Raw genomic sequence first — 25660 nt, 5'->3', positions numbered from 1 at the left:
CAACTCAAAGCCCAAGATGGCTGCCTGGGGCAAGGGACGTGATCAAGGGGCGTGTGAGTGATGTCACAACCCTTGCGCGTGTGAGCCGTCCATTGTCCGGCGTCGCATCGGGCGACACCAGAAACGGAAGGATCACCATCATGGCCAATATCGACCATAAACAAGGAACCTATTCGATTCCCGCCAATTCGAGCCAGCAGTACACTTTCTGGTGGGGGCGGGATTCGAAAGCACCCAACGAGTTTTTCGACGTCTCGATCGCGCCTCACCTCGACAGAAATCATTCAACGATGGAACCCCTGCATGAAACAGACAGGGCCGTCTACTGGGATCACCGGGGAGGCGTCGGGGTCGTGTTGATCCTGACCTTGCAGAACCGCAACAATTTTCCGGTCACGTTCGAGGCCAATCACGTTCGCATCTACTGACATGGCGGGACATGGCCGGTCGCGTCGACCGCGGCCGGCTGTCGCTACCGTGATCGCTCTATGATTTTGCGCGTGATGGTGGTGATGACATCTGCCGCGGGCTTGCTAAACAGGCCGAATGCCGAGCCAAGCGATTCGCCGCTGCAACCGGATCATCATCTGCGCGCTATTGTTCGCGCCGCTGGCCGTCGTTCCCGCGAATGCGGCTCCTGCGGCGCTGCGTGGCGCGATGGCGCAGGCAGCGACTCCGGCGGCCGTTGCGGACTATCGCCGCAAGCTGAGGGCTTATCAGGAGGCGCGCGCCGCGTTCGAGGAAGAGGCCACCGCCTACTGGAATGCGATTGCCGAGAAGCGGCGCATTCGCAACGCCAGGCGGCGCGAGCGCCAGCCCGTCACGCTCGACGACTACGTGCTGACCCAGCCGCCGCTCTATGCCGGGCCGTCGCGCCCGGTCAATCCGGAGCCGGAAGAGGAGCATCCGCCGCGTCAACGCAAATACATTCCCGTTGTTGCCGATTTTCTGAAGGCAGCCGCAGAGCAGTTCCAGTTCGTGCCGCAACGTCCCCGCACCGAAGCGGAGTTCAAGCACGCTTATGCGCAGGTGGCGCGGGCCTCCGGCCTGACGAAAGAGCAGGCGGTCCGGGTCTATGCGTTCGAGACCGGCGGCAACGGCAATCACGACATGCAATCGGGCCTCAGTTCCTCGCGGCCGGGATCGCGTGCGATCTCGACCGCGGTCGGCTACAACCAGTTGCTCACCACCAACAGCGTCGAGCTGCTTGCCGAGCAGGGCCCCGACATCCTGCGCGCGCTCGATGAAAGGGCGGCGCGGCTGTCCGGAGCGCAGCGGGCTGCGTTGGAGCGCAAGATCGCGGCAGTCCGGAGGATGGTGGCCTATGCGCGCTCGGTGCCTGATACCTGGAGCGCGCATGCGAAGCTGGCCGATACGCCGAAGGGCTGGGCGATCCATGCGCTGGTGCTGGATATCGACGTCGGCCCGCTGTTGCAGACCCACAAGCTCCTGACCTCCGTCGTCTTCGCGCGCAACAAGGGCTACACGCGTCCGCTGACCGCCGCCGAACTGGAAATGATGAATCTCACGGGCGACGGCACCGGTTTCGACATGGTGACGATGCCGCAGGCGATGCGGGAACGGGTGCCGACCTCGAATTTTTTCCAGCGCCTGGGCTACGAGCGCAATCCCGTCGCGATCCGCAACAACACGGTGGCGAAACTGCTGGCAGTCACCGACGCCCGGATGGACAGCAATAGCGCCAAGCCGGGCGCACGGGAGCTCGCGGCAGCGTTCTGACCGGTCCGCGTGAAGAAACGCCTCGAATCACAAAGCTCCGCTTCTGATTTCATCGGAAGCGGAAAGGCTCTAGTCGATCGCCTCGGCGGCGAGGGTGTCGCCGAAAAATACCCATCGACCGTTCTTGAACTGCATCATCCGAAGCTGCTCGATCGGCGCGAAATCGGTGGCGCTGGTATTGATCTTGATGCCGGGCATCAGCGTGGACGGCGCGAAGTCGTTCAGGCGCGCCGCTTGTTTCATAACATTCGCGCGGGTCAGATCGTCGCCGCATTGCCTGAGCACCTGCTCCATGGTCTGCGACGCGGCGAAACCGTAGGCCAGGTGTGTGTCCGAAATGTTGGCGCCGGACATGTATTTGTCCGCGAAGGCCATGAATGCCTTCATGCCCTCGTCGTTGGCCCATTGCGGATCGCTCGCATCCTTCAGATAGCCGGCGGATAGCACGCCTTCGGACGCCTCGAAGCCGGCCGGCTTCATGACAGCGCCGATCGAAATCGAGACGTTGGTCAGAAGATGCATCGGCTTCCATCCGATTTCGGCGGCTTTTTTGATGGCCTGCGCGGCGAATTTCGGCGTGGAGATATTGACGAGGACATCGGCTCCCGAATCCTTCAGCTTGACGATATGGGAATCGATCGACGGTTCGCTGTTCTCGTAGCTCTCCTCGGCGGCCACGATCCTTGACCATCTGTCGCCGAAGATGTCCTTGAGGCCGCTCACGTAGTCCTTGCCGAAGTCGTCATTGGCATAAAACAAGGCGACCCTGGCGTCCGGTCTGGTCTTGAGAATGTATTTCGCGAAGATCCGCGCCTCGATGCGGTAGCTCGGTTGCCAGCCCATCGTCCACGGAAACTGCTTCGGGTCATTCCACTTGCTGGCACCACTCGCGACGAAGAGCTGAGGGACTTTCCGGCCATTCAGATATTTCTGCACGGCGGTCTGGGTCGCCGTTCCGAGTGCGTTGAAGAGGAGCAACACCTCGTCGCTTTCGACCAGCTTACGCGCCTGCTCGACCGTCTTCGGCGGGCTGTAGCCATCGTCATAGCTGATGAAGTTGATCTTGCGGCCATTGATGCCGCCCTTGTCGTTGATCATCCTGAAATAGGCGGCTTCGGTCTTCCCGATGACGCCGTATGCGGACGCTGGTCCGCTGTACGGCATGATGTTTCCGATCCTGATCTCGGTATCGGTGGCGCCGGTGTCGTACGCCTTCCGTGCGAGAGCGCTGCCGCTTGCGGCGGCAACGGCGACGGCCGCCGCCACGAGCACGGCGATCTTCAGTTGTTGCCTGACGGACATTGCTTTCTCCTCAACCTTTTTTAAGTCTTCCGATCGAATTCCGGCCCGCCTGCGCAATCTGTCTTGCACCGTCAGGCACAAGAAAAATGACGACCAGCAGCAGGACGCCGAACACGGCGCCTGACAGGCCCTTCGAGATCGATTCGGCGACGTTCGGAATGAATACGATGAAGGCGGCGCCAACCAGGGATCCCGGCAGCCAGCCGACGCCGCCGACCACCATGCCGAGGAACAGCGCGATCGCGAGCTGGATGGTGAAGCTGTCGGGCGCCACGTATTGCACGGCGATGGCGCCAAGGCCGCCCGCGATTCCGGTGATGCCGGCACTGACGCCGAACGCCAGCGTCTTGTAAAGCGCGACGTTGATGCCCATGGCGGAGGCCGCGATTTCGTTGTCGCGGATCGCCATCATGGCCCGGCCCGAGCGCGAGCTTAAAAGATTGACGGAAGCGATGTAGATCGCGATCGCGATCGCCAGCGTGAAATAATAGAGCCATGAGTCCTGCGAGATCGGCAGGCCGAACGGCGCATCGGGCTTTTCGACGACAAGCCCCTGAACGCCGCCGGTCCAGGGCTCGAGCGCGCCGAGTTTCAGAAGCTGCGGCGTCGCGATCGCGAGCGCGAACGTCGCCAGCGCCAGATAGACGCCGCTGAGGCGCAATGCCGGCAGGCCGAACAGGAAACCTGCCGCGAAGCAGATGATGCCGGAAGCCGGCAGCGTGAGCGCGTAGTTCACGCCGGCGTGCTCGATCAGGATCGCCGATGTATAGGCGCCGAGCGCATAGAAGGCGCTGTGCCCGAGCGAGAACTGACCGCTGCCGCCGGTCAGGATGTTGAGCGCCAGGACGGCGATGCCGTAGATCAGAACCGTCGTGAGCTGAAAGACGATGAAGTTTTTCACGAACAACGGCGCGATGAGCAACAGCAGCAGAATGACGAGCGACGTTCCGGTGCCGAGCGTCATGGTTCGTCCGGCGCTGGCGCCGGATGGAGAGGCATCGGAGATCGTTTTGCGGCCGGCGTCCACCATCATACCCGCTTGATCTCCTGACGCCCGAACAGGCCCGACGGTTTGACCACCAGAACGATGACGATCAGCGCCAGCGCGATCGGCAGCTTCAGCTCATTGCCGACGCCGGGAACGTAGGTTCCGACCAGGTTCTCGATGATGCCGACAAGGAAGCCACCGACGACGGCGCCGAGCGGGCTGGAGAGGCCGCCGAGCACGGCCGCGGCAAAGCCGTAGATCAGTACGCCGCCCATCATGTTCGGATCCAGGAACACCACCGGTGCGATCAGCATTCCGGCGACGGCGCCGATCGCAGCCGCCATTCCCCAGCCGAGCGCGATCATCCGGCTCGTATCGATGCCGACCAGCCGCGCGGATTCGGGCTGCACCGCTGCGGCCCGCATCGCAAGGCCTATTCGCGTGAAACGGAAGAACACGAGCAGGACCGCCAGTACCAGCAGGATCACGCCGATCATGCCGGCCTGATGCGTGGAGACAAGCCTGCTGCCAAGAAATGGCGACGACCCGAACGGGGATGGAAAGGGCTTGATGGTGAAGTCCCAGATCAATCCGGCGGCACTGTTGATAATCGCAAACAGCGCGAGGAAGCCTGCGAGATTGGTCAGGATGGGCGCTTTCGCCAGCGGCCTGAACAACAGTCGCTCGATCACGACTCCGCCCGCGAACGACAGCATCAGCGTCAGCACGAACGCCGCCCAATAGGGTGCTCCCCAATGGATCATCTGCCAGGCCATGAACGTCGAGAACATGGCCATTTCGCCCTGGGCGAAGTTCAGTTGGCCGATCGCCTGGTAGATCATCACCAGAGCCAGCGCCATGCAGGCATAGATCGCGCCGGTGGCGATGCCCGCCAGAATCTGATTGCCCAGCAGCTCCATAATGGTTTCTCAATATCCCAGATAGGATTTACGGACGTCTTCGTTGTTCGCGATGTCCGCGGCGCTGCCGGACATGACGATGCGTCCGGTTTCGATGACGTAGGCGGTATCGGCGAGTTGCAGTGCGAGCTGCGCATTCTGCTCGACCACGAGGATAGTGACCTTGTCCTCGCGGTTGATCTTGCCGAGAATCCCGAACACGTCGCGCACCACAAGCGGCGCGAGGCCGAATGACGGTTCGTCGAGCAGAAGCAGGCGCGGACGCAGCATCAGCGCGCGGGCGACCGCAAGCATTTGCTGCTCGCCGCCCGATAGCGTTCCCGCCTGCTGTCTGCGGCGTTCCCTGAGAACAGGGAAATGGCTGTACATCCGCTCGGTGTCGCTGATGATGCCGCGCCTGTCGGATCGCGAGATCGCGCCGAGCTGCAAATTTTCCTCGACCGTCATGGTGGTGAAGGTGCCGCGTCCCTGTGGCACATGCGCGATGCCGAGGCGGACGATGTTCGCAGTCGACAGGCCTTCGAGCGATCTGCCTTCGAACGCGATCGTTCCCGTCGTTCGCACCATGTTGCAGATCGCGCGCAGCACTGTGGTCTTGCCGGCGCCGTTGGCGCCGAGCAACGCCGTCACGCCGCCTTCACCGAGACGGAATTCGAGGCCGCGCAGCGCCTGCGCCTGACCGTACCAGGCTCGAAGATCGCTGACATCGAGCATCGCGGTCATCGGTCGCTGCGCCCGAGATAGGCCTCGATCACTTGCGGATCGGACTGAACCTGCGATGGCGTTCCCTCAGCGATCTTCCTGCCGAAATTGAGCGCGACCACATGGTCGGCGATCGACATCACGAGCCCCATGTGATGTTCGACCAGCAGCACGGTCATAGCGCGTTCGTCGCGGATGCGGCGGATCAACTCGCTGAGCCCGTGAACCTCGTCGTGATTGAGCCCGCCGGCGGGCTCATCGAGCAGCAGGATCTTCGGCTCCGCCGCCAGCGCGCGAGCCAGTTCGACCCGCTTCTGCGTAACGAACGGCAATTCCGCGGCTACGGCGTGCGCCACGTCGCTCAGACCCAGATATCCGAGAATCTCGTCGGCCTTGCGATCCAGCGCGGCCTCCCGGCGACGGACCCGGCCGAGCTTCAGCGAATCGCTGACGATGTTGCCATTGCTGCGCGAATGCGTTCCGACCCGGACGTTGTCGATCACCGACAGATTGGGAAACAGCGCAACATTCTGGAACGTGCGGCTGATGCCGATCTCCGCGATGCGGTGGGGAGGCCGGGTGAGAATGCTCACGCCCTCCATCAGAATGTCGCCGTTGCTCGGCCGATAGAGTCGGCTCAGGCAATTGAACAGCGTGGTCTTGCCTGCGCCGTTCGGGCCGATCAAGCCGAGAATATGCCCCTGCTGGATGTCGAAAGAAACGCCGCTCAGCGCGACGATACCGCCAAATGCGACACCGAGGTCGCGAACCGAGAGCAAAGGTTCATGGCTCCGTGCGAATCGATCCTCGGTCATGGGCAACCCGCATGGCGCGCAAGGCTCCGGAGGCGGACCGGCGCCTTTCGACGCGATCCGGATATTCTGCCTGATCCCCTCGGCCACACGCGAAACCGCCTCCTGCTATCAGTTCTCTGGTCTCGGTTTTTGAATGTGGCGCTGCGATCCAGCACGGCTTTGAATTCATTACCATTGGCGCGCGCCGAGGTTCAATATCGTGACGCAAACGATCGTTCGTAAGTGCTGGAAGCCGACGTCCTGCAAATGGTTAAGGGCTTCCTTCCGCTCGGTCCGGCGCCGCGTCGCCCGAGAAAGACTCGGCGTTTTCCGATTGCCAAGCGGGCCGTCATTGGGATGAAATGAAGCAGCGCGTCAAGGCCCGTGAGCGTAAGAACAAACGCATCCGCTCGCGAACTCATTCGGAATTCCCGGGGACACCGTCGTGAGCGAAGTGGTCGAACTTGAGCGTCGTGGCGAGATCGCCGTCGTTACGGTCGACAATCCTCCGGTCAACGCATTGAGTGCGGCGGTTCGCCGCGGAGTTTTGCAAGTTGTGCAGACAGCAGTCGCCGATTCCGCGGTGAAGGCGATCGTGCTGAGAAGCGCGGGGCGGACCTTCATTGCCGGCGCCGACATCACCGAGTTCGGCAAGCCGCATCAACCGCCGGCGCTCGCCGAGGTGATTGCGGCGCTTGAGAACTCTCCGAAGCCGACCGTTGCCGCGATCCATGGCACCGCGCTCGGCGGCGGGCTTGAGGTCGCGCTCGGATGCCACTTCCGCGTTGCCGTGAAGGAGGCGAAGCTCGGCCTGCCCGAGGTGAAACTCGGCCTGCTGCCCGGGGCCGGTGGCACCCAGCGGCTGCCTCGCGCCGTGGGTCCCGAGCTTGCAGTCAGGATGATCGTGGGCGGCGAGCCGATTTCGGCCGCCGAAGCGCTTGAGCAGGGGCTGATCGACGCGATGGTCGAAGAGCCCGCGGCTGGCGGCGAGGCATTCGCGCGTAAAGTGCTGGCGGAGAATCGTCCGCTGCGGCGGCTGCGCGACGAGGACAGCAAGCTCGAGGCGGCGAAGGCGGATCGTTCGATCTTCACCGACGTGGTGGCGAAGATGACCAGACGCTCGCGGGGCCTGGAGGCGCCGTTCGCGGCCGCCGATGCCGTCGGCCTTTCGCTCGATACGCCGTTCGACGAGGCGCTGAAGAAAGAGCGCGAGCTTTTTCTCAAGCTGATGAACGGCGACCAGTCGAAGGCGCAGCGCCATGCCTTTTTCGCCGAGCGCGAGGCTGCAAAGGTCGCCGGCGTTCCCGAAGGGACTAGACCGCGCAAGGTCGAGCGCGTCGCCGTCATCGGGGCCGGCACCATGGGCGGCGGCATCGCGATGTCCTTCGTCAGCGCCGGCATTCCGGTCACTTTGATCGAGACGGCCGACGAGCCGTTGCAGCGCGGTCTCGGCGTCATGCGAAAAAACTTCGAGGCGAGCGCGGCGCGCGGCGGCATCGCGGCGGACGAGCCCGCAAGGCGCATGGGTCTCGTCAGCGGCGCGGTCGGCCTCGAACATATCGGGGGCGCGGATCTCGTCATCGAGGCGGTGTTCGAGACCATGGCGGTGAAGAAGGAGGTGTTCGCCGCGCTCGACACGCATGCCAAACCGGGGGCTGTGCTGGCTTCCAACACCTCTTATCTCGACATCAACGAGATTGCGTCGGTCACCAAGCGGCCGCAGGACGTGCTCGGCATGCACTTCTTTTCGCCGGCCAACGTCATGCGGCTGTGCGAGATCGTCCGCGGTGCGAAGACCGCGCCGGACGTGCTGATGACGGCGGTTGCTGTCGCCAGGCGCATCGGCAAGGTGCCGGTGGTCGTCGGCGTCTGCGACGGCTTCGTGGGTAACCGCATGCTAGCCGCCCGCATTGCCGAGGCGGACAAGCTGCTGTTTGAGGGCGCGCTGCCGCAGCAGGTCGATGCCGTCGTTACCCGCTTCGGGATGCCGATGGGGCCGTTCGCGATGCTCGATCTCGCCGGGCTCGATATCGGCTGGCGCTCGCGCAAGGATCGCGGCATCACGTCGGAAATCGCCGACGCGCTGTGCGAAGCCGGTCGGTTCGGACAGAAGACCGGCAAAGGCTATTACAGGTATGAGAGCGGATCGCGCGCGCCGCTGCCGGATCCGGAGGTCGAAAGGTTGATCCTCGATACCTGCGCGCGGCTTGGCTTGAAGCGGCGCGCCATCGGCGATGACGAGATTCTGGAGCGCATGAATTTCCCGATGGTCAACGAGGGCGCGCGCATTCTCGAGGAGCGTATCGCGGCGCGTCCGGGCGACGTCGATGTGGTCTGGCTCTACGGTTACGGCTGGCCGGTCTATCGCGGCGGCCCGATGTATGATGCCGACCGGATCGGCCTGAAATACATCGCCGATCGTCTGGCGTTTTATGCCAGCGCCACCAATGATCCGTCGCTTGGGCCCGCGCCGCTGCTCAGGCGCCTCGCGGCCGAAGGCGGGACCTTCGCCTCGCTGGCCGACAGGAAGATGCCGTGATGATATCCGCAATAAGAGCCCACAAGGTTGACAGGAGATCGCCGTGACCGAAGCCGTGATTGTTTCCACCGCCCGCACGCCGATCGGCAAGGCCTATCGCGGCGCGCTTAATGCCACCGAGGGGGCGACTCTGCTCGGACATGCGATCGGCGAGGCCGTTGCCCGCGCCAGGCTCGATCCAAAAGAGATCGAGGACGTGGTGATGGGCGTGGCCCTGCAGCAAGGTGCGACCGGAGGCAATATTGCCCGCAAGGCGCTGCTTCGTGCCGGACTTCCCGTGACCGTCGCCGGCGCCACCATCGATCGCCAGTGCGCCTCCGGCCTTCAGGCGATCGCGCTGGCCGCGCGTTCGGTCCTGTTCGATGGCGTGGAGATCGCCGTCGGCGGCGGTGGCGAGTCGATCAGCCTGGTGCAGAACGAACACGCCAACACCTTTCATTTCGAGGATCCGGCGCTGCTCGAGATCAAGGGCGAGGTCTACATGCCGATGATCGACACCGCCGAAGTGGTGGCGAAGCGCTACGGTATTCCGCGCGAGGCGCAGGACGAATACGCGCTGGAAAGCCAGCGCCGCACGGCTTCGGCGCAGCAGGCCGGCAGGTTCAAGGATGAGCTGGCGCCGATCCCGACCAGGATGGCGGTCGTCGACAAGGAGACCAGGCAGGTTTCTTACAGGGATGTGACGCTGTCGCAGGATGAAGGTCCGCGTCCGGATACCACGGCGCAAGGTCTGGCCAACCTCAAGCCGGTGCGCGGCGAGGGTTTCACGATCACCGCTGGAAATGCCAGCCAACTGTCGGACGGCGCCAGCGCCGCCGTCGTCATGAGCGACAAGAAGGCGGCCAAGCGCAATCTGAAACCGCTCGGTATCTTCCGCGGTTTCGTCGCAGCCGGCTGCGAGCCCGATGAAATGGGCATCGGCCCGGTATTCGCGGTGCCGCGCCTGCTCAAGCGCCACGGCCTCACCGTCGATGACATCGACTTGTGGGAATTGAATGAGGCGTTCGCGGTGCAGGTGATCTATTGCCGTGACAGGCTCGGCATCGATCCGCAGAAACTGAACGTCGACGGCGGTGCGATTTCGGTCGGCCATCCCTACGGCATGTCGGGCGCGCGGCTTGCCGGCCACGCGTTGATCGAGGGACGCCGTCGCAAGGCGAAATATGCCGTCGTTACCATGTGCGTCGGCGGCGGCATGGGCGCGGCCGGGTTGTTCGAGGTGGTGTAGTAAATCGCGGAGGCGAGGACTCTGAATCCCGAAAGAATGAACGGCTTCCGGATCGCCGCAGGCGCGGCGTCCGGAATGACGGTTGATCTTTCGGTGGTTTCACTCCGCAGGGAGCATCACGCGGCGCGTCGAACCTTACTCAGTATCGATCTTTGTAATGGTTTTGGGGTCGCCGCTTTCGCTGACCGAGTACTTCACCTTGTCGCCGGCATGCACGGTCTCGGATAATTTGGCATCGATCTTGTACTGCTCGGTCGGGCCTTCGGCTTTCGCCTCCGGTTTCGTCGCCTCGGCTTTCGGTGCCTCTACCTTTTCTCCCTCTGCTTTTGCGCCATCCGGAGCTTTTGCGGCATCCGGAGTCTTCGCTGCATCTTTCACGGCATCCGGCTCCGCCCGAATCGCGATCGTGCCGTTGAGCCGGTCGACGACCGTCACCAGCCCTTTATGCGTCCCCGGCGGCGGTGGCGTTTCCTTGATCGCGGGTGTTTTCTGAGCGTGCGCCGTCGCACCGATGAAGGTCAGCGCGAAGCCAGCCAGTATGATCTTTACCAGTCTCATCGAAGGTCTTTCGGTTGTTGAACGGTGATTGGCAGCGGACGCGCGATGTGTTCCGTCGCCATGATTGGGTCGAATGTCCCGGCATCTTACCCTTTCGCGAGCGGAAGCGTGAATCAAAATGGCGGCACCCAGCTTGACCGCTGAGGCGCAATCCGCTTGCTTGGCCGGCGATTTCCGCATGTCACTTCCGGGGAAACCGTCATGGCCACCCATGTTCTCGCCATCGATCAGGGCACCACGTCCTCGCGCGCGATCGTGTTTCGCGGCGATATCTCCATCGCCGCGATAGCCCAGCAGGAATTTCCGCAACACTTCCCCGCCTCGGGCTGGGTCGAGCACGAGCCGGAGGATATCTGGACCTCGACAGTTGCAACCTGCCGCGAGGCGATGAAAAAGGCCGGCGTCACGCCGAAAGACATCGCCGCCATCGGCATCACCAACCAGCGCGAGACCACCGTGGTCTGGGACCGCGCCACCGGACGGGCGGTGCATCGCGCCATTGTCTGGCAGGATCGTCGCACCGCCGACGTCTGCGCGCGGCTGAAGGCCGAGGGCCACGAGCCTGCGATCGCGGCGAAAACGGGGTTGATCATCGACCCCTATTTCTCCGGCACCAAAGTCGCCTGGATTCTCGATCACGTGCCGGGCGCGCGCGAGCGGGCGATGCGCGGAGAACTGATGTTCGGTACCGTGGACTGCTACCTCCTGTGGCGGCTGACCGGCGGCAAGGTGCACGCGACCGACGCCACCAACGCCTCGCGCACGCTGCTGTTCAACATTCATATAGGGCAGTGGGATCACGAGCTTCTGGACATCCTGCGGGTGCCGCGCGCGATGCTGCCGGAGGTGAAAGACTCATCCGCGCAGTTCGGCGACACCGTCGCTGAGTTGTTCGGCGCACCGATCTCGATTCGAGGCATCGCCGGCGACCAGCAGGCCGCCGTGGTGGGGCAGGCATGCTTTGCGCCGGGCATGATCAAGTCGACTTACGGCACCGGTTGTTTTGCGCTGCTCAATACCGGCGCGACGCCGGTCGCCTCGAAGAACAAGCTGCTGACGACGATCGCCTATCAGTTGAACGGCCAGCGCACCTACGCGCTGGAAGGCTCGATCTTCGTCGCGGGCAGCGCGGTGCAGTGGCTGCGCGACGGGCTCGGTCTGATCAGGCAGGCATCCGAGACGGGACCCCTGGCCGACAGGTCCGACGCCACGCAATCGGTTTATCTCGTGCCGGCCTTCGTCGGCATGGGCGCGCCTTACTGGAATCCGAACGTGCGCGGCGCGCTGTTCGGGTTGACGCGCAACACCGGGCCGGCCGAACTCGCTCACGCCACGCTGGAAAGCGTCTGCTACCAAACCTACGACCTGTGGGCGGCGATGCGTGCCGACTGGCCGGACGCCGATGCCGCGCATACCGTTCTGCGCGTCGACGGGGGCATGACCGCGTCGGACTGGACCATGCAGCGCCTCGCCGATCTGCTCGATGCGCCGGTCGACCGCCCCGTCATTCAGGAGACCACGGCGCTCGGCGCGGCTTATCTCGCGGGGCTCTCGGCCGGGGTTTTCCCGGAGCCTTCGAAATTCGCCGATAACTGGCGGCTCGAGCGCCGCTTCAAGCCGGCCATGAGCGCGGCGACGCGCACGCGAAAACTCAAGGGATGGGCGGCGGCGGTGCGGGGCGTGCTGGCGAGCGATGTAAGCGAGTAAATCTCACGGCTCGCATTGCGCCGATTTCCAAACTGCCGCGTTCTTGGGGTCGGCGACGGGGAATCGGCGCAGCTTGAACGACCCTTTGGACGCATCATTAAGCAAGCTGCGATACCATCAGGTCTTGTGGCGCGCCATATCGAGTGCGTCGTGCCGATGAAGGTGCCGGTCCTGAAAGGAGATTTCCAATGCTGAACCGCCGTATGTTCTGTCAGTGTGCTTCGCTTGCCCTGTTTACCGGCGCCTCAGTGGGAAGCGCGCGCGCCGATCCTGCGGAATGCGCGGTGTTCACGCCGGACCGGCAGCAGCACATCAGTCCCGACGAGGCGATCGCGCGACTCAAGGCCGGCAACAATCGTTTCGTCACCGGCGCGACGGTCAACTGCGATCTGATCGCTCAGGTTCGCGAAACCGCGAAGAAGCAGGCACCATTTGCGGCCATCGTCGGCTGCATCGATTCGCGGGTGCCGCCCGAACTGGTGTTCGACCAGCGCATCGGCGACGTGTTCTGCGCCCGCATCGCAGGCAACTTCATCAACGATGACATCATAGGCAGTCTGGAGTTCGCCACCCAGGTCTCCGGGGCGCGCGCCATCGTGGTGCTCGGACATTCCAGTTGCGGTGCGATCAAGGGCGCGATCGACGGCGTCAAGCTCGGTCATCTGACAGGGGTGCTCGCCCATATCCGGCCTGCGGTCTCGGCCAGCAAGGCCGACGGCAAGCCTTCGTCGAAAAACGACGCCTTTGTCCAGGCGGTGGCCGAGACCAATGCGCGCATGGCCGTGGCGGCGCTCACAAAGCGGAGCCCGATCCTGAAGGCGCTGGCGGCGAAAGGCGAGTTGCGCGTCGCGGCGGCCATGCATGATGTCGCCACCGGACAAGTGAGCTGGTTGAGTTGATGGACGTGGATGTTACCGCGCGTCAGACGCGGCGCACTTGCGGCGCAGTTCGCGGATCTCCTCGAAGCGGGCGGTGACATCGCGCAGCGTCGACACCAGCCCGGTGATGCGGCCGGCGGCATCTTTCACCGGCACGATGGTGAATTCGAGCGAGATGCGTCGGCCGTCCTTGTGAAGCGCGGGAACGGCAAGCACGTCGCCGCCGCTGTAGCGGCTTTGCCCCGTCCGCATCACGTCGCGGTATCCGGCCCAGTGCCGGGCGCGCAGGCTTTCCGGAATGATGAGGTCGAGCGAACTGCCGACCGCCTCATCGGCGCCATGGCCGAAGATCCTGACCGCGCCGGGATTCCAGAACGTGATCGTACCATCGCGATCGGTGGCGATCACCGCGTCCGCGGCCGAATGCAGCAGTGCCGCGGCGATCGCGGAAGTGTCCATCGGCTATCTCGCGGTTATCCCGCCCGCGCCGCGGTCTTGCGAAGCTGCAAATGGACCGCGCACTGGCAACCCGGCGGATGATCGGCGACGTCGGCCGAGGCGTCGTTGGCGGGCGCCGGCGCCGGTGTCGCGGCTTTTCCAGACTGGCCGGGAATGTAGTTCAAAATTGATGCCAGCCAGCGTTCGATCTCGGCCACCTCCATTCCCTTGCGCGCGGCGTAGTCCTCGACCTGATCGCGCTCGATCTTGCCGACGCCGAAATATTGGCTTTCGGGATGGCTGTAATAGAGACCGGAGACCGAGGATCCGGGCCACATTGCAAAGCTCTCGGTCAACTCGACGCCGGTTGCGCGAGTCGCATCCAGCAGGTGGAACAGCGTGGCCTTCTCCGTGTGGTCGGGCTGCGCCGGATAGCCGGGCGCGGGGCGGATGCCTTTATATTCTTCCCTGATGAGCTGATCGTTGGTCAGCGTCTCATCCGGCGCATAGCCCCAGAATTCCGTGCGCACCCGCTGATGCATCCGTTCGGCGAAGGCTTCCGCGAGGCGGTCTGCCAGCGCTTTCACGAGAATGGACGAGTAGTCGTCATTGGCGTTCTTGAAGCGCGCCGCGATTTCGTCCTCGCCGAGCCCGGCGGTGACGGCGAAGCCGCCGATATAATCGGGGATGCCGGTCTCCTTCGGCGCGATGAAGTCCGCCAGCGCCGCGTTATGGCGGCCTTCACGCTTCTCGAGCTGCTGGCGCAGCGTGTGATAGGTCGCGATCTGCGTGGTGCGGGTCTCGTCGCTGTAGACGGCGATATCGTCGCCGATGCGGTTGGCGGGCCAGAAGCCGATCACGCCGGAAGCCTTGAACCACTTTTCCTTGACGATTCGATCCAGCATCTTGCGGGCGTCGTCGTAGAGAGCGCGCGCGGTTTCACCCACCATCTTGTCGTCGAGAATCGCCGGGTAGCGTCCGGCCAGCTCCCAGACCTGGAAGAACGGCGTCCAGTCGATCACCTCGACCAGGTCTTCCAGCGGATAGTCGGTAAAGGCCTTGGTTCCGAGGAAGGTCGGCCTGGCCGGGCGATAGGTGCTCCAGTCGATCGGCACCGCGTTGGCGCGTGCGGCCGCGAGCGGCAGCCGCTTCTTGTCCTGCTGGGCGCGGAAATGGGCTGCGGAAATCTTTTCGTATTCTGCGCGCACCCCGGCGGCGTAAACCTCACGCCGTTCGGGCGACATCAGCGAGGCGACCACGCCGACGGCGCGGCTGGCGTCGTTGACATGGATCACCGGGCCGCTCCGATAGTTCGGGTCGATCTTTACAGCGGTGTGGACGCGGCTGGTGGTCGCGCCGCCGATCAGGAGCGGCAGGTCGAGGCCCTGTCGCTCCAGCTCGGCCGCGAAATAGCCCATCTCGTCCAGCGATGGCGTGATCAGGCCGGAGAGGCCGACGATGTCGGCCTTCTCGGCCTTCGCGGTCTCGATGATCTTGGCGGCCGGCACCATCACGCCGAGGTCGATAACCTCGTAGTTGTTGCACTGGAGCACGATGCCGACGATGTTCTTGCCGATGTCGTGGACGTCGCCCTTCACGGTGGCGAGCACGATCTTGCCGGCGGACGTGCTGCCTTCGGCCGCGATGCCTGCGGCCTGGTTGCGCGCTTTCTCTTCTTCCATGAACGGCATCAGATAGGCGACCGCCTGCTTCATGACGCGCGCCGACTTCACGACTTGCGGCAGGAACATCTTGCCGTCGCCGAACAGGTCGCCGACCACGTTCATGCCCGCCATCAACGGGCCTTCGATCACCGACAGCGGTCGGTCGGCCGACTTCCGCGCTTCCTCGGTGTCCTGCTCGATGTATTCGGTGATGCCGTTGACCAGTGCGTGAGACAGCCGCTTTTCCACCGGCCATTCGCGCCAGGTGAGGTCTGCTTCCTTGGCTTGCTTGCTCTGGCCACGGAATTTTTCCGCGAGATTGAGCAGTCGTTCCGATGCGCCCGAATCGCGATTGAGGATGACGTCTTCGCACACCTGCCGCAGTTCGGGGTCGATGTCGTCATAGATGATCATCTGCCCGGCGTTGACGATGCCCATGTCCATGCCGGCCTTGATGGCGTGATACAGGAACACCGAGTGCATCGCTTCGCGCACCGGCTCGTTGCCGCGGAACGAGAACGACAGGTTGGAGACGCCGCCGGAGATATGCGCGTGCGGCAGGTTCTGGCGGATCCAGCGCGTCGCCTCGATGAAATCGACGCCGTAGTTGTTGTGCTCCTCCAGACCCGTCGCGATGGCGAAGATGTTCGGATCGAAGATGATGTCTTCCGGCGGAAAGCCGACCTGGCCGACGAGAATGTCGTAAGCGCGTTTGCAGATTTCCTTTTTGCGTTGACAGGTGTCGGCCTGTCCGGTTTCGTCGAACGCCATCACCACAACGGCCGCGCCGTGGCGACGCGCGATCCGCGCCTCGTGGAGGAACTTGTCCTCGCCTTCCTTGAGCGAGATCGAGTTCACCACCGGCTTGCCTTGCAGGCATTTCAGCCCGGCCTCGATCACGGAGAATTTCGACGAGTCGACCATGACTGGCACGCGGGCGATGTCAGGTTCGGCTGCGATGAGGTTGAGGAAGGTGACCATCGCCGCTTCCGAGTCCAAAAGGCCCTCGTCCATGTTGACGTCGATGATCTGTGCGCCGTTTTCGACCTGGCTGCGCGCGACGTCGAGGGCTGCCGTGTAGTCGCCTGCCTTGATCAGGTTGCGGAATTTAGCCGAGCCGGTGACGTTGGTTCGCTCGCCGACATTGACGAAGGGAATGTCCGCCGTCAGCGAGAACGGCTCGAGCCCCGACAGCCGCAGCCGCGGCTCGATCACCGGCACGATGCGCGGCTTGTGCGGCGCGACGGCGGCGGCGATCGCGGCGATATGGTCCGGCGTGGTGCCGCAGCAGCCGCCGACGATGTTGACGAGACCGGCCTGCGCGAACTCGCCGACCAGCCGCGCCATGTAATCGGGGCTTTCGTCGTACTCGCCGAATTCGTTCGGCAGGCCCGCATTCGGATAGGCACAGACCAAGGTGTCGGCGACGCGGCCGATCTCGGCGACATGCGCACGCATGTCCTCCGCGCCGAGCGCGCAGTTGAAGCCGATGGTGATCGGTTTGGCGTGTCGCACCGAATGCCAGAACGCTTCCGGCAACTGGCCCGAGAGCAGGCGGCCGGACTTGTCGGTGATGGTTCCGGAGACCATTACCGGAATCTCCACGCCTCGCTCCTCGCTGATCTCGGCGATGGCATAGAGCGCCGCCTTGGCGTTCAGCGTGTCGAAGATGGTTTCGACCAGCAGCAGATCGGCACCGCCGTCGAGCAGGCCGTTGATCTGTTCGCCATAGCCCGTGCGCAGGTCGTCGAAGGTGACGGCGCGGTAGCCGGGATTGGCGACGTCCGGTGAGATCGAAGCGGTGCGGTTGGTCGGGCCGATGGCGCCGGCGACGAAGCGCGGCCTGCCGTCCTCGGCGCTGACGCGAGTCGCGGCGGCGCGCGCGAGCCTCGCACCCTCGCGGTTGAGCTCGTAGGCGAGGTCCGACATCTCGTAGTCGGCCTGCGCGATCGAGGTGGATGAGAATGTATTGGTGGCGACGATGTCGGCGCCGGCGCGCAGGTATTGTGCGTGGATGTCCTCGATCGCCTTCGGCTGGGTGAGGATGAGGAGGTCGTTGTTGCCGCGCACGTCGCGGTGAAAATCCTTGAAGCGCTGGCCACGAAACGCGGCTTCGTCGAACCGCAATGCCTGGATCATGGTGCCCATGGCGCCGTCGAGCACCAGAATGCGCTCGCGCGCGAGCTCGCGGAGTTTGTCGGCGGTCAAGGACCGTTGAGGGGTCATGATCAATTCACCTAATTTCAATGTCATTCCGGGGCGTCGCCAACGGGTTCGCGCGAAGCGCGGCCCGATAACAGGCTCCGCGACCAACCCGGAATCGAGTAATCATTACCTCGCCTGCTGAATTCCGGATCTGCACCTGCGGCGCATCCCGGAAATGACGAGCGGGAGGGACATGAGTTTCGTTTCACGCGGCCTTCCGCGTGGCGTCGGGGCGGATGCCGAGCAGATGGCAGATCGCAAAGACGAGATCGGCGCGGTTCATGGTGTAGAAGTGGAACGTATCGACGCCGCGCTTGGCGAGTTTTTGCACCTGGCCGGCCGCCACGGTCGCCGCGACCAGCTTGCGCGTTTCGGCGTCGTCGTCGAGGCCCTCGAATTTTTCCGCAAGCCACGACGGCACGGTGGTGCCGGCTTTTGTCACGAAGTTTCTCGCCTGCCGGAAGTTATGCATGGGCATGATGCCGGGCACGATCGGAATGTCGATACCGCGGGCGCGGACGCGATCCAGGTAGCGAAAATAGAGATCGTTATCGAAAAACACCTGCGTGATGGCGCGGGTTGCGCCGGCGTCCACCTTGGCCTTGAGGACATCGATGTCGGCATCGATGTCGGGGCTTTCCGGATGCTTCTCGGGATAGGCCGAGACGGAGACTTCGATGTCGCCGTGTCGTCGCTTGATGCCGGCGACGAGATCGGCCGAACTGCGGTAGCCCTCGGGATGGGTGCTGTAGGCCGTGCCGATGCCGCCCGGCGGGTCTCCCCGCAGCGCGACGATATGGCGGACGCCGATATCGCGATAGCGGCTGACGATCTCGTCGATTTCCCCGCGCGCTGCGCCGACGCAAGTCAGATGCGCCGCCGGCCGCAGTTCGGTTTCGGAGAGGATGCGCGCGATCGTCGAATGGGTGCGTTCACGGGTCGATCCACCGGCGCCGTAGGTGACGGAGACGAAGCTCGGGCCCAGCGGCGCGAGGCGGGTGATGGTATCCCACAGATTGCGCTCCATCTCCTCGGTCTTGGGTGGAAAAAATTCGAACGAGATGGCGGGGGGTTTTTGCGCGGCAATGCCGCCATGCACAGGGGCAGAAGGATCGTTCATAACTGGTCAAACTCCACCGCTTCGGCCTCAAGCTTTTCCGCCGTGCGGACGGTTTCGGAAAAACACCCTCCCGCATCGACGGCCGGCGGTTCGTTAAAGGCATTCCAGACAGGGTAGCCCAGGAATGCGGACCGATGTGATGGGAAGTAGCCCAATAAATCCTGTTATATAGGAAATGATAGACCGCTACATCAGTGATATGGGCAGCATAATATCAGGGAGTAAATTGTTTTATCATAATAATTTTGAAACGTGGCATTGGGAAAATGAGATTAATTTAAAATGTAATAATTACTCTGCCCAATATCGTCGAATGCAAGCGCGGATCAATCCGCCTGTTCGCGGAAGGTCGCGCGGAACGGATGAGCCGGATAGACCCCGACGATACGAAGCTCCTTGGAGAAAAACTTCAGTTCCTCAAGCGCGAAAGTCAGCCCGCGGTCGTCGGGGTGGCCATCGACGTCGGCATAGAATTGTGTCGCGAAAAAATTGCCGTCGACCATGTAGCTTTCGAGTTTTGTCATATTGACGCTGTTGGTGGCGAAGCCTCCCATCGCCTTGTAAAGCGCTGCCGGCAGGTTGCGCACCCGGAAGACGAAAGTGGTGACGAGCGGTCCGGATCCCTGTTCGGCCCAGCGGGCCTCACGCGCCAGCAACACGAAACGCGTGGTGTTATGGGCTTCGTCCTCGACATCCTCGGCGAGAATATCGAGATCGTGGATTTGCGCGGCGAGGCGCGATGCGATCGCGGCGCAGCTCGGATCGCCGCGTTCAGCGACGATGCGGGCGGCGCCCGCGGTATCGCCCGACACGATCGGCCGGATGCCGAGCTTGCGAATGATGCGTCGGCATTGCCCCAGCGCGTGCACGTGACTTTCGACGGTCTTGATGTCGGAAAGCGTCGCGCCGCGCGGCGCCATCAATTGATGGCGGACCGGCAGGAAGTATTCGCCGACGATGAACAGCCGCGACTGCGGCAGCAGATGATGGATGTCGGCGACGCGGCCGGCCACCGAATTCTCGATCGGGATCATGCCGAGGGCGGCTTCGCCCGATTCGATCGCAGCGAATGCGTCTTCGAAGGTGGCGCATGGCAACGGTTCGGCATCGGGATAGGCATCGGCGATGGCGATATGCGAATTCGCGCCAGGCTCGCCCTGGAATGCGATTTTCATGGTCTTGGTCATCAGGTCTTCTATCAGCCGCTCTGGTTTTGGCGATAGCGTTTTTAGCGGGCGGCTTGGTGGGAAGCGGCGAGCAGCCGGCGAGCGGTTTCGAGGTCGACGGGAGTGTCGACGCCACGCGGCACGTCGTCCACGATCATGATGTCGATCCGCATTCCGGCTTCCAGCGCCCGCAATTGCTCGAGTCGTTCCTGTTGCTCCAGAGGCGAGGGCGGCAGTTCGACGAAGCGTTGCAGGGCCCGGCGGCGATAGGCGTAAAGCCCGATGTGATGGTAACGCGGACCTTCGCCGTGAGGCGCGGTCGCGCGGGTGAAATAGAGCGCGCGCAGCCGCCGCGGCGTGACCTGCGATCCCACGGCCTTGACGACGTTCGGATTGACGGCTTCCTCGTCGGTGTGGATTTCGGCGGCCAGTGTCGCGATATCGACCGCGGGATCGGCCAGAGGCTGGAGCACGTCACGGATAATGTCGGGGCGGATGGTCGGGAAATCGCCCTGCAGGTTGACGATCGTCTCGATGCGGCCTTCGGGGTCAAGCCGGCCGAGCGCCTCGAACACGCGGTCGGACCCGGACGGGTGGTCGGCGCGCGTCATGATCGCTTCGCCGCCATGGGCCATCACGGCGGCTGCAATCTCGGGAGTGTCGGTGGCGACCGCGACGCGGCCGATCCCGGCGGTTTCGGCCCGCCGCAGGACATGGACGACCATCGGCAGGCCGCCAATGTCTAGCAACGGTTTTCCGGGCAGCCGGGTCGCGGCCATACGGGCTGGAATCAGCACCAGGGTGGGGGTCTCTGTCATCGGTCGGGAGTTCCACGGCCCGAAGTCGGGAATCGGCAGGACTTTCAAAGGCCGCGGCGTTTATACGGGTTGTCAGGACACCGGCAAACCGTTATCTCGTCCCGTCGGCTCCCGCGATCCGGCCCAGCGGTTCCGGCGGCATTCCGCGGTCGTTCGGCGGGCCTGACAGCCGACTTCCAAAGACTCGGAGCCTGACCACGGACCCGGAGTGGCCAAAATGGACTCCTTCGATATCAATAAGTTTCTCGGTGTATTGCTGGGCACCTGCATCTTCGTGCTGGTGATGAATTTCGTCGCCCAGGCTATTTTCGCGCCGGTCGTGCCGGCGAAGCCGGGTTTCAAGGTTGACGTCAAGGAAGAGCCGGCTGCGGCTGCCAACGGCGCCAAGGAAGCCAAGGCCGACAACGCGGCCAAGCCGGCTGCCGAGCCGTCGATCGCGAAGCTGCTGCAGACGGCGTCGGTGGAGAACGGCGCCGCTGCGGCCAAGAAGTGCGCCGCCTGCCATACTTTCGAGAAGGGCGGACCGAATCGCGTGGGTCCCAATCTCTACGGCATCGTCGGGGAGCCGCGCGGCCAGGGCCGCGGGTTCAATTTCTCGGAGGCCATGAAAGCCAAGGGCGGCACCTGGACCTTCGAGGAGTTGAACAAGTTCCTCGCCAATCCGAAGGGATACATCCCGGGCACCGCCATGGGATTCGCCGGCGTGCCGAAGGACAGCGAGCGTGCCGACATCATCGCCTATCTGAACAAGAACTCCGACAAGCCGGAGCCGCTGCCGGCTGCCTCGAAGTAGCATCGGACGATAGCCCCTCGAGCGGCGAAGGCATTCGGGCTTGCGCGTGGAGGGCGAGAACACGCGCGTCGAACCAAAATATTGGCGTGGCGGTCCAGATGCCATCGGAAGCGGAAGACTCCGGTTTTGAAACGAATCTGAGCCGCGAGAATTCTGTTATATCGCGGGCCACTCTTCAATTATCCGTACGTTTCGCCGCACAAGTGTGGGAGGTGGGTGGCATCATCCCGAAAAACCGACATAATCGGCCGAAACAGTGCGTCGCGTCGAAGCGTTGGCGCGTCCGATAACCCGCAGGAATTTTGCATTTGGCTTTCACCCGACGACGTCTTCTTCATGGCGGAGCCCTGATCGCAGCCGCGCCCGCGATCCAAGTCCTGACCGGCGCTTCGGCGTTTGAGACAGCCCGCGCGCAGACCGGACCGACTGACCTCAAATGGCGGCATGGGCTTTCGCTGTTCGGCGACGTGAAATATCCCGAAGCCTTCAAGCATTTCGACTATGTCAATCCGGACGCTCCCGCGGGCGGCACGGTGCGGCAGATCGCGCTTGGCACCTTTGACAACTTCAACCCGGTCGTGTCGGGCGTGAAGGGCTCGATCGCCGGAGCGGTCGGGCTGATCTATGAATCGCTGACGATTCCCTCGCTGGACGAGGTCGCGACGGAGTACGGCGCATTGGCCGAGTCAGTCGCTTATCCCGACGACTATTCCTTCGTCATCTACCGGCTGCGCAAGGAAGCGCGGTGGCACGATGGCAAGCCGGTGACGCCGGACGACGTGGTTTTCTCGCTTCAGTCATTCAAGACGCACCATCCGTTTTATGCGGCCTATTACCGCCACGTCGCCAAAGTGGAGAAGACCGGCGAACGCGACGTTACCTTCACCTTCGACGCGCCGGGAAACCGCGAGCTGCCGCAGATCGTCGGGCAACTGATGGTGCTTCCGAAGCACTGGTGGGAAGGCGTCGACGCCGCCGGCAAGAAGCGCGACATTTCCGCGACCACGCTGGAGCCGCCGCTCGGCGGCGCGGCTTACAGGATCAAGGGTTTCGAAGCGGCGCGATCGGTCACGCTGGAGCGGGTCAAGGATTACTGGGGCTTGAATTCCAACTTCAATGTCGGCCGAAACAATTTCGACGAACTGCGTTACGAGTATTTCCGCGACGGTACCGTCGCGCTCGAAGCCTTCAAGGGCGATCAGGTCGACTGGCGCACCGAGAACAGCGCCAAGAACTGGGCCACGGCCTATGATTTTCCGGCGGTGAAGGAAGGGCGCGTCATCCTGGAGGAGTTTCCCAATCGCAGTTCAGGCGTGATGCAGGCGTTCGCCCCCAATATTCGCCGCGACAAGTTCAAGGATCCTCGCGTGCGGCGGGCGCTGAATTTCGCCTTCGATTTCGAGGAAATGAACAAGCAACTGTTCTATGGGCAGTACAAGCGCATCGCGAGCTATTTCGAGGGCACCGAACTGGCCTCACACGGCCTGCCGGAGGGCAGGGAGCTTGAAATTCTTGAAACTGTTCGCCCCGAGGTGCCGGCGGAGGTGTTTACCACGCCCTACAGCAATCCGGTCGGCGGCAATTCCGAGGCGGTTCGCAGCAATCTGCGCGAGGGCATGAAGTTGCTCAAGGAGGCGGGATTTGAGGTGCGTGACCGCAAGCTGGTGGACAGCAAGACCGGTTCACCCTTCGAGATCGAACTGCTGTCGGAGGCTCCAAGTTCCGAGCGCATCATGTTGTTCTTCAAGCCCTCGCTGGAGCGTATGGGCTTCACCGTCAGTATCCGCACCATCGATCCCACCCAATACGAGAACAGGATGCGGAGCTGGGACTTCGATGTGGTCATCGCATCGTGGATGGAATCGCTGTCGCCCGGCAACGAGCAGAGGGAGTTCTGGGGCTCGCATGCGGCGGACATGCCCGGATCGCGCAACATCGTCGGCATCAAGAATCCCGCCGTCGACAAGCTGATCGAGCGCGTGATCTTCGCCAAGGATCGCGCCGACCTCGTCGCCGCCACCCATGCGCTCGACCGGGTTCTGTTATGGAATAACTACGTCGTGCCGCAATTTACCTATCCGTTCCACCGGACCGCCCGATGGGACCGCTTCGGTCGCCCGGCCGAGATGCCGAAGTACGGTCTCGACGCCTTTCCGGCGCTGTGGTGGTACGATGCCGGCAAGGCGGCCAAGATCGGCAATCGATCTTGAGGAGTTTTGCGCGGATGAGCGGGCCCAGCCGGCGGCATGTGATCGGTCTCGGGATCGGTGCGGCAGCCACTGCGTGGCTTCGGCCGGCCGCCGCGGTGGCCACGGACGGCGCGGAGATCGACTCGCACGGCATGTCGGCGTTTGGCGACCTGAAGTATCCGGCCGACTTCCACCACTTTGACTACGTCAATGTCGATGCGCCGAAGGGCGGACTGTTCTCGACCATTCCATCAAGCCGCGCTTTCAATCAATCGTTCCAGACTTTCAACTCGCTCAACGCGTTCATCCTGAAGGGCGACGGCGCGAAGGGCATGGAGATGACATTCACCTCGCTGATGGCGCGTGCCGGCGACGAGCCCGATGCGATGTACGGTCTCGCTGCCAGGTCGGTGCGCATCTCGGCCGACGGATTGACCTACCGCTTCACGATGCGACCGGAAGCGCGGTTTCATGACGGGCAGAAACTGACCGCACGAGATGCCGCGTTTTCGCTGACGATCCTCAAGACCAAGGGCCACCCCCTGATCACCCAGCAGATGCGCGACATGGTGAGCGCGGAAGCGGCCGACGACGCGACGCTGGTCGTGACCTTCGCGGCCAAGCGCGGACGCGACGTGCCGCCGTTCATCGCCGGTCTGCCGATCTTTTCGCAGGCCTATTATACTGCGCACCCGTTCGACGAATCGACGCTCGACGTCCCGCTCGGCAGCGGGCCGTACAAGGTCGGCCGGTTCGAGCCGAATCGCTTCATCGAATTCGATCGCGTCAAGGACTGGTGGGGCGCCGACCTTCCGGTTTGTCGTGGCAGCTACAATTTCGACACTGTACGCTTCGACTTCTACCGCGACCGCGACGTGGCCTTCGAAGGTTTCTCCGGCCGCAGCTACTTGTACCGCGAGGAGTTCACGTCGCGGATCTGGAATACGCGCTACGATTTTCCGGCGCTGACTGAGGGGCGTGTCAAGCGCGAGCAGTTGCCGGACGAGACGCCGTCCGGTGCACAAGGCTGGTTCATCAATACCCGACGCGACAAGTTCAAGGACCCGCGTGTTCGCGAGGCGCTCGACTGCGCCTTCGATTTCGAGTGGACCAACAGGACCATCATGTACGGCGCTTACGTTCGTACGGTATCGCCGTTCCAGAATTCCGACCTGATGGCGAGCGGCCCGCCGTCGCCCGAGGAATTGGCGTTGCTGGAGCCGTTTCGCGGCAAGATTCCGGACGAGGTGTTTGGCATGCCGTTCGTGCCGCCGGTGTCGGACGGATCGGGACAGGACCGCAAGCTGTTGCGCAGGGCCGTGCAACTGCTCAACGACGCGGGCTTCCCCATCAAGGATGGCAAGCGGATGACCCCGCAGGGCGACGTGTTCCGCGTCGAGTTCCTGCTCGACGAGCCGGCATTCCAGGCCCACCACATGCCCTATATCAAGAACCTTGGAACGCTCGGCATCGAGGCGACGCTGCGGCTTGTCGATCCCGTGCAGGCGAGGGCGCGGCGCGACGACTTCGATTTCGACATGGTGATCGAACGTTTCGGCTTTTCGACCGTCCCGGGTGATTCGCTGCGGCCGTTCTTTTCGTCGCGGGCCGCCGCAACCAAGGGATCGTACAATCTCGCGGGCATTTCCGATCCCGCGATCGATTCGCTGATGGAACAGGTGATCGCCGCCGACACCCGGGCAAAACTCGTGTTCGCGGCGCGCGCGCTGGACCGCGTCATTCGTGCCGGCCGTTATTGGGTGCCGCAATGGTATTCGAACGCGCACCGCCTGGCCTATTGGGATGTTTTCGCTCATCCGCAAAGCCTGCCGAAGTATCTCGGCGTGATGGCGCCTGACATCTGGTGGTCGACGCAGGCCGGTGCGGCGTCGTCGCGGCAGGCGAAATAGG

At 63.3% G+C, this 25660-nt stretch carries 20 protein-coding genes; 9 read left to right on the top strand and 11 right to left on the bottom strand.

The genetic code is table 11. From position 1 onward, the window contains the following. Positions 1-140 precede the first annotated feature (140 nt). A complete protein-coding gene (locus ACS3WB_RS10035; RefSeq protein ID WP_292619845.1) occupies positions 141-428 on the top strand; it encodes a hypothetical protein in 288 nt (95 codons plus the stop codon). Between the two features lie 118 nt (positions 429-546). Next, entirely contained in the window at positions 547-1740 is a 1194-nt protein-coding gene (locus ACS3WB_RS10030; RefSeq protein ID WP_438275420.1) for a hypothetical protein, read from the top strand. 69 nt (positions 1741-1809) lie between these two features. Here the strand turns inward: ACS3WB_RS10030 and ACS3WB_RS10025 are convergent, their stop codons facing one another. Genes ACS3WB_RS10025 through ACS3WB_RS10005 form a run of 5 tightly spaced genes read right to left on the bottom strand, consistent with a single transcriptional unit; the run spans position 1810 to position 6467 of the window. Continuing rightward, positions 1810-3042 (bottom strand): ABC transporter substrate-binding protein, encoded by a 1233-nt coding sequence (locus tag ACS3WB_RS10025; protein ID WP_438275419.1) that lies wholly within the window; start codon positions 3040-3042, stop codon positions 1810-1812. Between the two features lie 10 nt (positions 3043-3052). Beyond that, a complete protein-coding gene (locus ACS3WB_RS10020; RefSeq protein WP_438275489.1) occupies positions 3053-4072 on the bottom strand; it encodes a branched-chain amino acid ABC transporter permease in 1020 nt (339 codons plus the stop codon). Beyond that, positions 4072-4950, bottom strand: a complete 879-nt coding sequence (locus ACS3WB_RS10015) for a branched-chain amino acid ABC transporter permease (protein WP_438275418.1) — start codon at positions 4948-4950, stop codon at positions 4072-4074. The genes ACS3WB_RS10020 and ACS3WB_RS10015 overlap by 1 nt, the downstream gene beginning before the upstream one ends. 9 nt (positions 4951-4959) lie before the next feature. Beyond that, on the bottom strand, positions 4960-5673 hold the full coding sequence (locus tag ACS3WB_RS10010) for an ABC transporter ATP-binding protein (RefSeq protein WP_438275417.1): 714 nt from the start codon (positions 5671-5673) through the stop codon (positions 4960-4962). After that, complete coding sequence (locus ACS3WB_RS10005; RefSeq protein ID WP_438275416.1) at positions 5670-6467, bottom strand: ABC transporter ATP-binding protein; 798 nt, start codon at positions 6465-6467, stop codon at positions 5670-5672. Before ACS3WB_RS10005 ends, ACS3WB_RS10010 begins: the two co-directional genes overlap by 4 nt. Before the next feature lie 424 nt (positions 6468-6891). On the opposite strand from ACS3WB_RS10005, the gene ACS3WB_RS10000 reads away from it, so the two are divergent. Further along, positions 6892-8985, top strand: a complete 2094-nt coding sequence (locus ACS3WB_RS10000; RefSeq protein WP_438275415.1) for a 3-hydroxyacyl-CoA dehydrogenase NAD-binding domain-containing protein — start codon at positions 6892-6894, stop codon at positions 8983-8985. 43 nt (positions 8986-9028) lie between these two features. Continuing rightward, the gene (locus tag ACS3WB_RS09995) at positions 9029-10213 is read left to right on the top strand and encodes an acetyl-CoA C-acyltransferase (RefSeq protein WP_438275414.1); all 1185 of its coding nucleotides are present in this window, start codon (positions 9029-9031) and stop codon (positions 10211-10213) included. A 135-nt stretch (positions 10214-10348) separates the two neighbouring features. Here the strand turns inward: ACS3WB_RS09995 and ACS3WB_RS09990 are convergent, their stop codons facing one another. Then, positions 10349-10771, bottom strand: a complete 423-nt coding sequence (locus ACS3WB_RS09990) for a hypothetical protein (protein ID WP_438275413.1) — start codon at positions 10769-10771, stop codon at positions 10349-10351. Positions 10772-10972: 201 nt separating this feature from the next. Here ACS3WB_RS09990 and glpK point away from each other — a divergent pair, with 201 nt between their 5' ends. Together glpK and ACS3WB_RS09980 are read left to right on the top strand one after the other, a co-directional pair. Beyond that, complete coding sequence (glpK, locus tag ACS3WB_RS09985; RefSeq protein WP_438275412.1) at positions 10973-12478, top strand: glycerol kinase GlpK; 1506 nt, start codon at positions 10973-10975, stop codon at positions 12476-12478. A gap of 188 nt (positions 12479-12666) precedes the next feature. Beyond that, a complete protein-coding gene (locus tag ACS3WB_RS09980; protein ID WP_438275411.1) occupies positions 12667-13377 on the top strand; it encodes a carbonic anhydrase family protein in 711 nt (236 codons plus the stop codon). A 12-nt stretch (positions 13378-13389) separates the two neighbouring features. Here the strand turns inward: ACS3WB_RS09980 and ACS3WB_RS09975 are convergent, their stop codons facing one another. The 5 genes from ACS3WB_RS09975 to ACS3WB_RS09955 all read right to left on the bottom strand — a co-directional run bounded on the left by ACS3WB_RS09975 (position 13390) and on the right by ACS3WB_RS09955 (position 20767). Next, positions 13390-13815, bottom strand: a complete 426-nt coding sequence (locus tag ACS3WB_RS09975; RefSeq protein ID WP_438275410.1) for a PAS domain-containing protein — start codon at positions 13813-13815, stop codon at positions 13390-13392. 14 nt (positions 13816-13829) lie between these two features. Next, positions 13830-17684 carry a methionine synthase gene (gene metH / locus ACS3WB_RS09970; RefSeq protein WP_438275409.1) on the bottom strand — a complete coding sequence of 1285 codons (3855 nt, stop codon included), beginning with the start codon at positions 17682-17684 and terminating at the stop codon, positions 13830-13832. A 184-nt stretch (positions 17685-17868) separates the two neighbouring features. Next, entirely contained in the window at positions 17869-18783 is a 915-nt protein-coding gene (metF, locus tag ACS3WB_RS09965; protein WP_438275408.1) for a methylenetetrahydrofolate reductase [NAD(P)H], read from the bottom strand. Positions 18784-19109: 326 nt separating this feature from the next. Further along, positions 19110-19970, bottom strand: a complete 861-nt coding sequence (locus tag ACS3WB_RS09960) for a prephenate dehydratase (RefSeq protein ID WP_438275407.1) — start codon at positions 19968-19970, stop codon at positions 19110-19112. A 41-nt stretch (positions 19971-20011) separates the two neighbouring features. Beyond that, positions 20012-20767 (bottom strand): 3-deoxy-manno-octulosonate cytidylyltransferase, encoded by a 756-nt coding sequence (locus tag ACS3WB_RS09955; protein WP_438275406.1) that lies wholly within the window; start codon positions 20765-20767, stop codon positions 20012-20014. A 217-nt stretch (positions 20768-20984) separates the two neighbouring features. Between ACS3WB_RS09955 and ACS3WB_RS09950 the strand changes: the two genes are divergently transcribed. From ACS3WB_RS09950 to ACS3WB_RS09940, 3 genes are all read left to right on the top strand, one after another. Then, positions 20985-21560: a c-type cytochrome gene (locus ACS3WB_RS09950; RefSeq protein ID WP_438275405.1), complete on the top strand. Its 576-nt coding sequence runs from the start codon at positions 20985-20987 to the stop codon at positions 21558-21560. Positions 21561-21868: 308 nt separating this feature from the next. Continuing rightward, entirely contained in the window at positions 21869-23770 is a 1902-nt protein-coding gene (locus ACS3WB_RS09945) for an extracellular solute-binding protein (protein ID WP_438275404.1), read from the top strand. A 14-nt stretch (positions 23771-23784) separates the two neighbouring features. After that, entirely contained in the window at positions 23785-25659 is a 1875-nt protein-coding gene (locus ACS3WB_RS09940; protein ID WP_438275403.1) for an extracellular solute-binding protein, read from the top strand. Position 25660: the final 1 nt, after the last annotated feature.

Source organism: Nitrobacter sp. (genome assembly GCF_051535215.1).
GTDB lineage: Bacteria > Pseudomonadota > Alphaproteobacteria > Rhizobiales > Xanthobacteraceae > Nitrobacter.
Note: the sequence above shows the minus strand (reverse complement) of the source record. Positions and strands in the feature narration are given on the sequence as shown.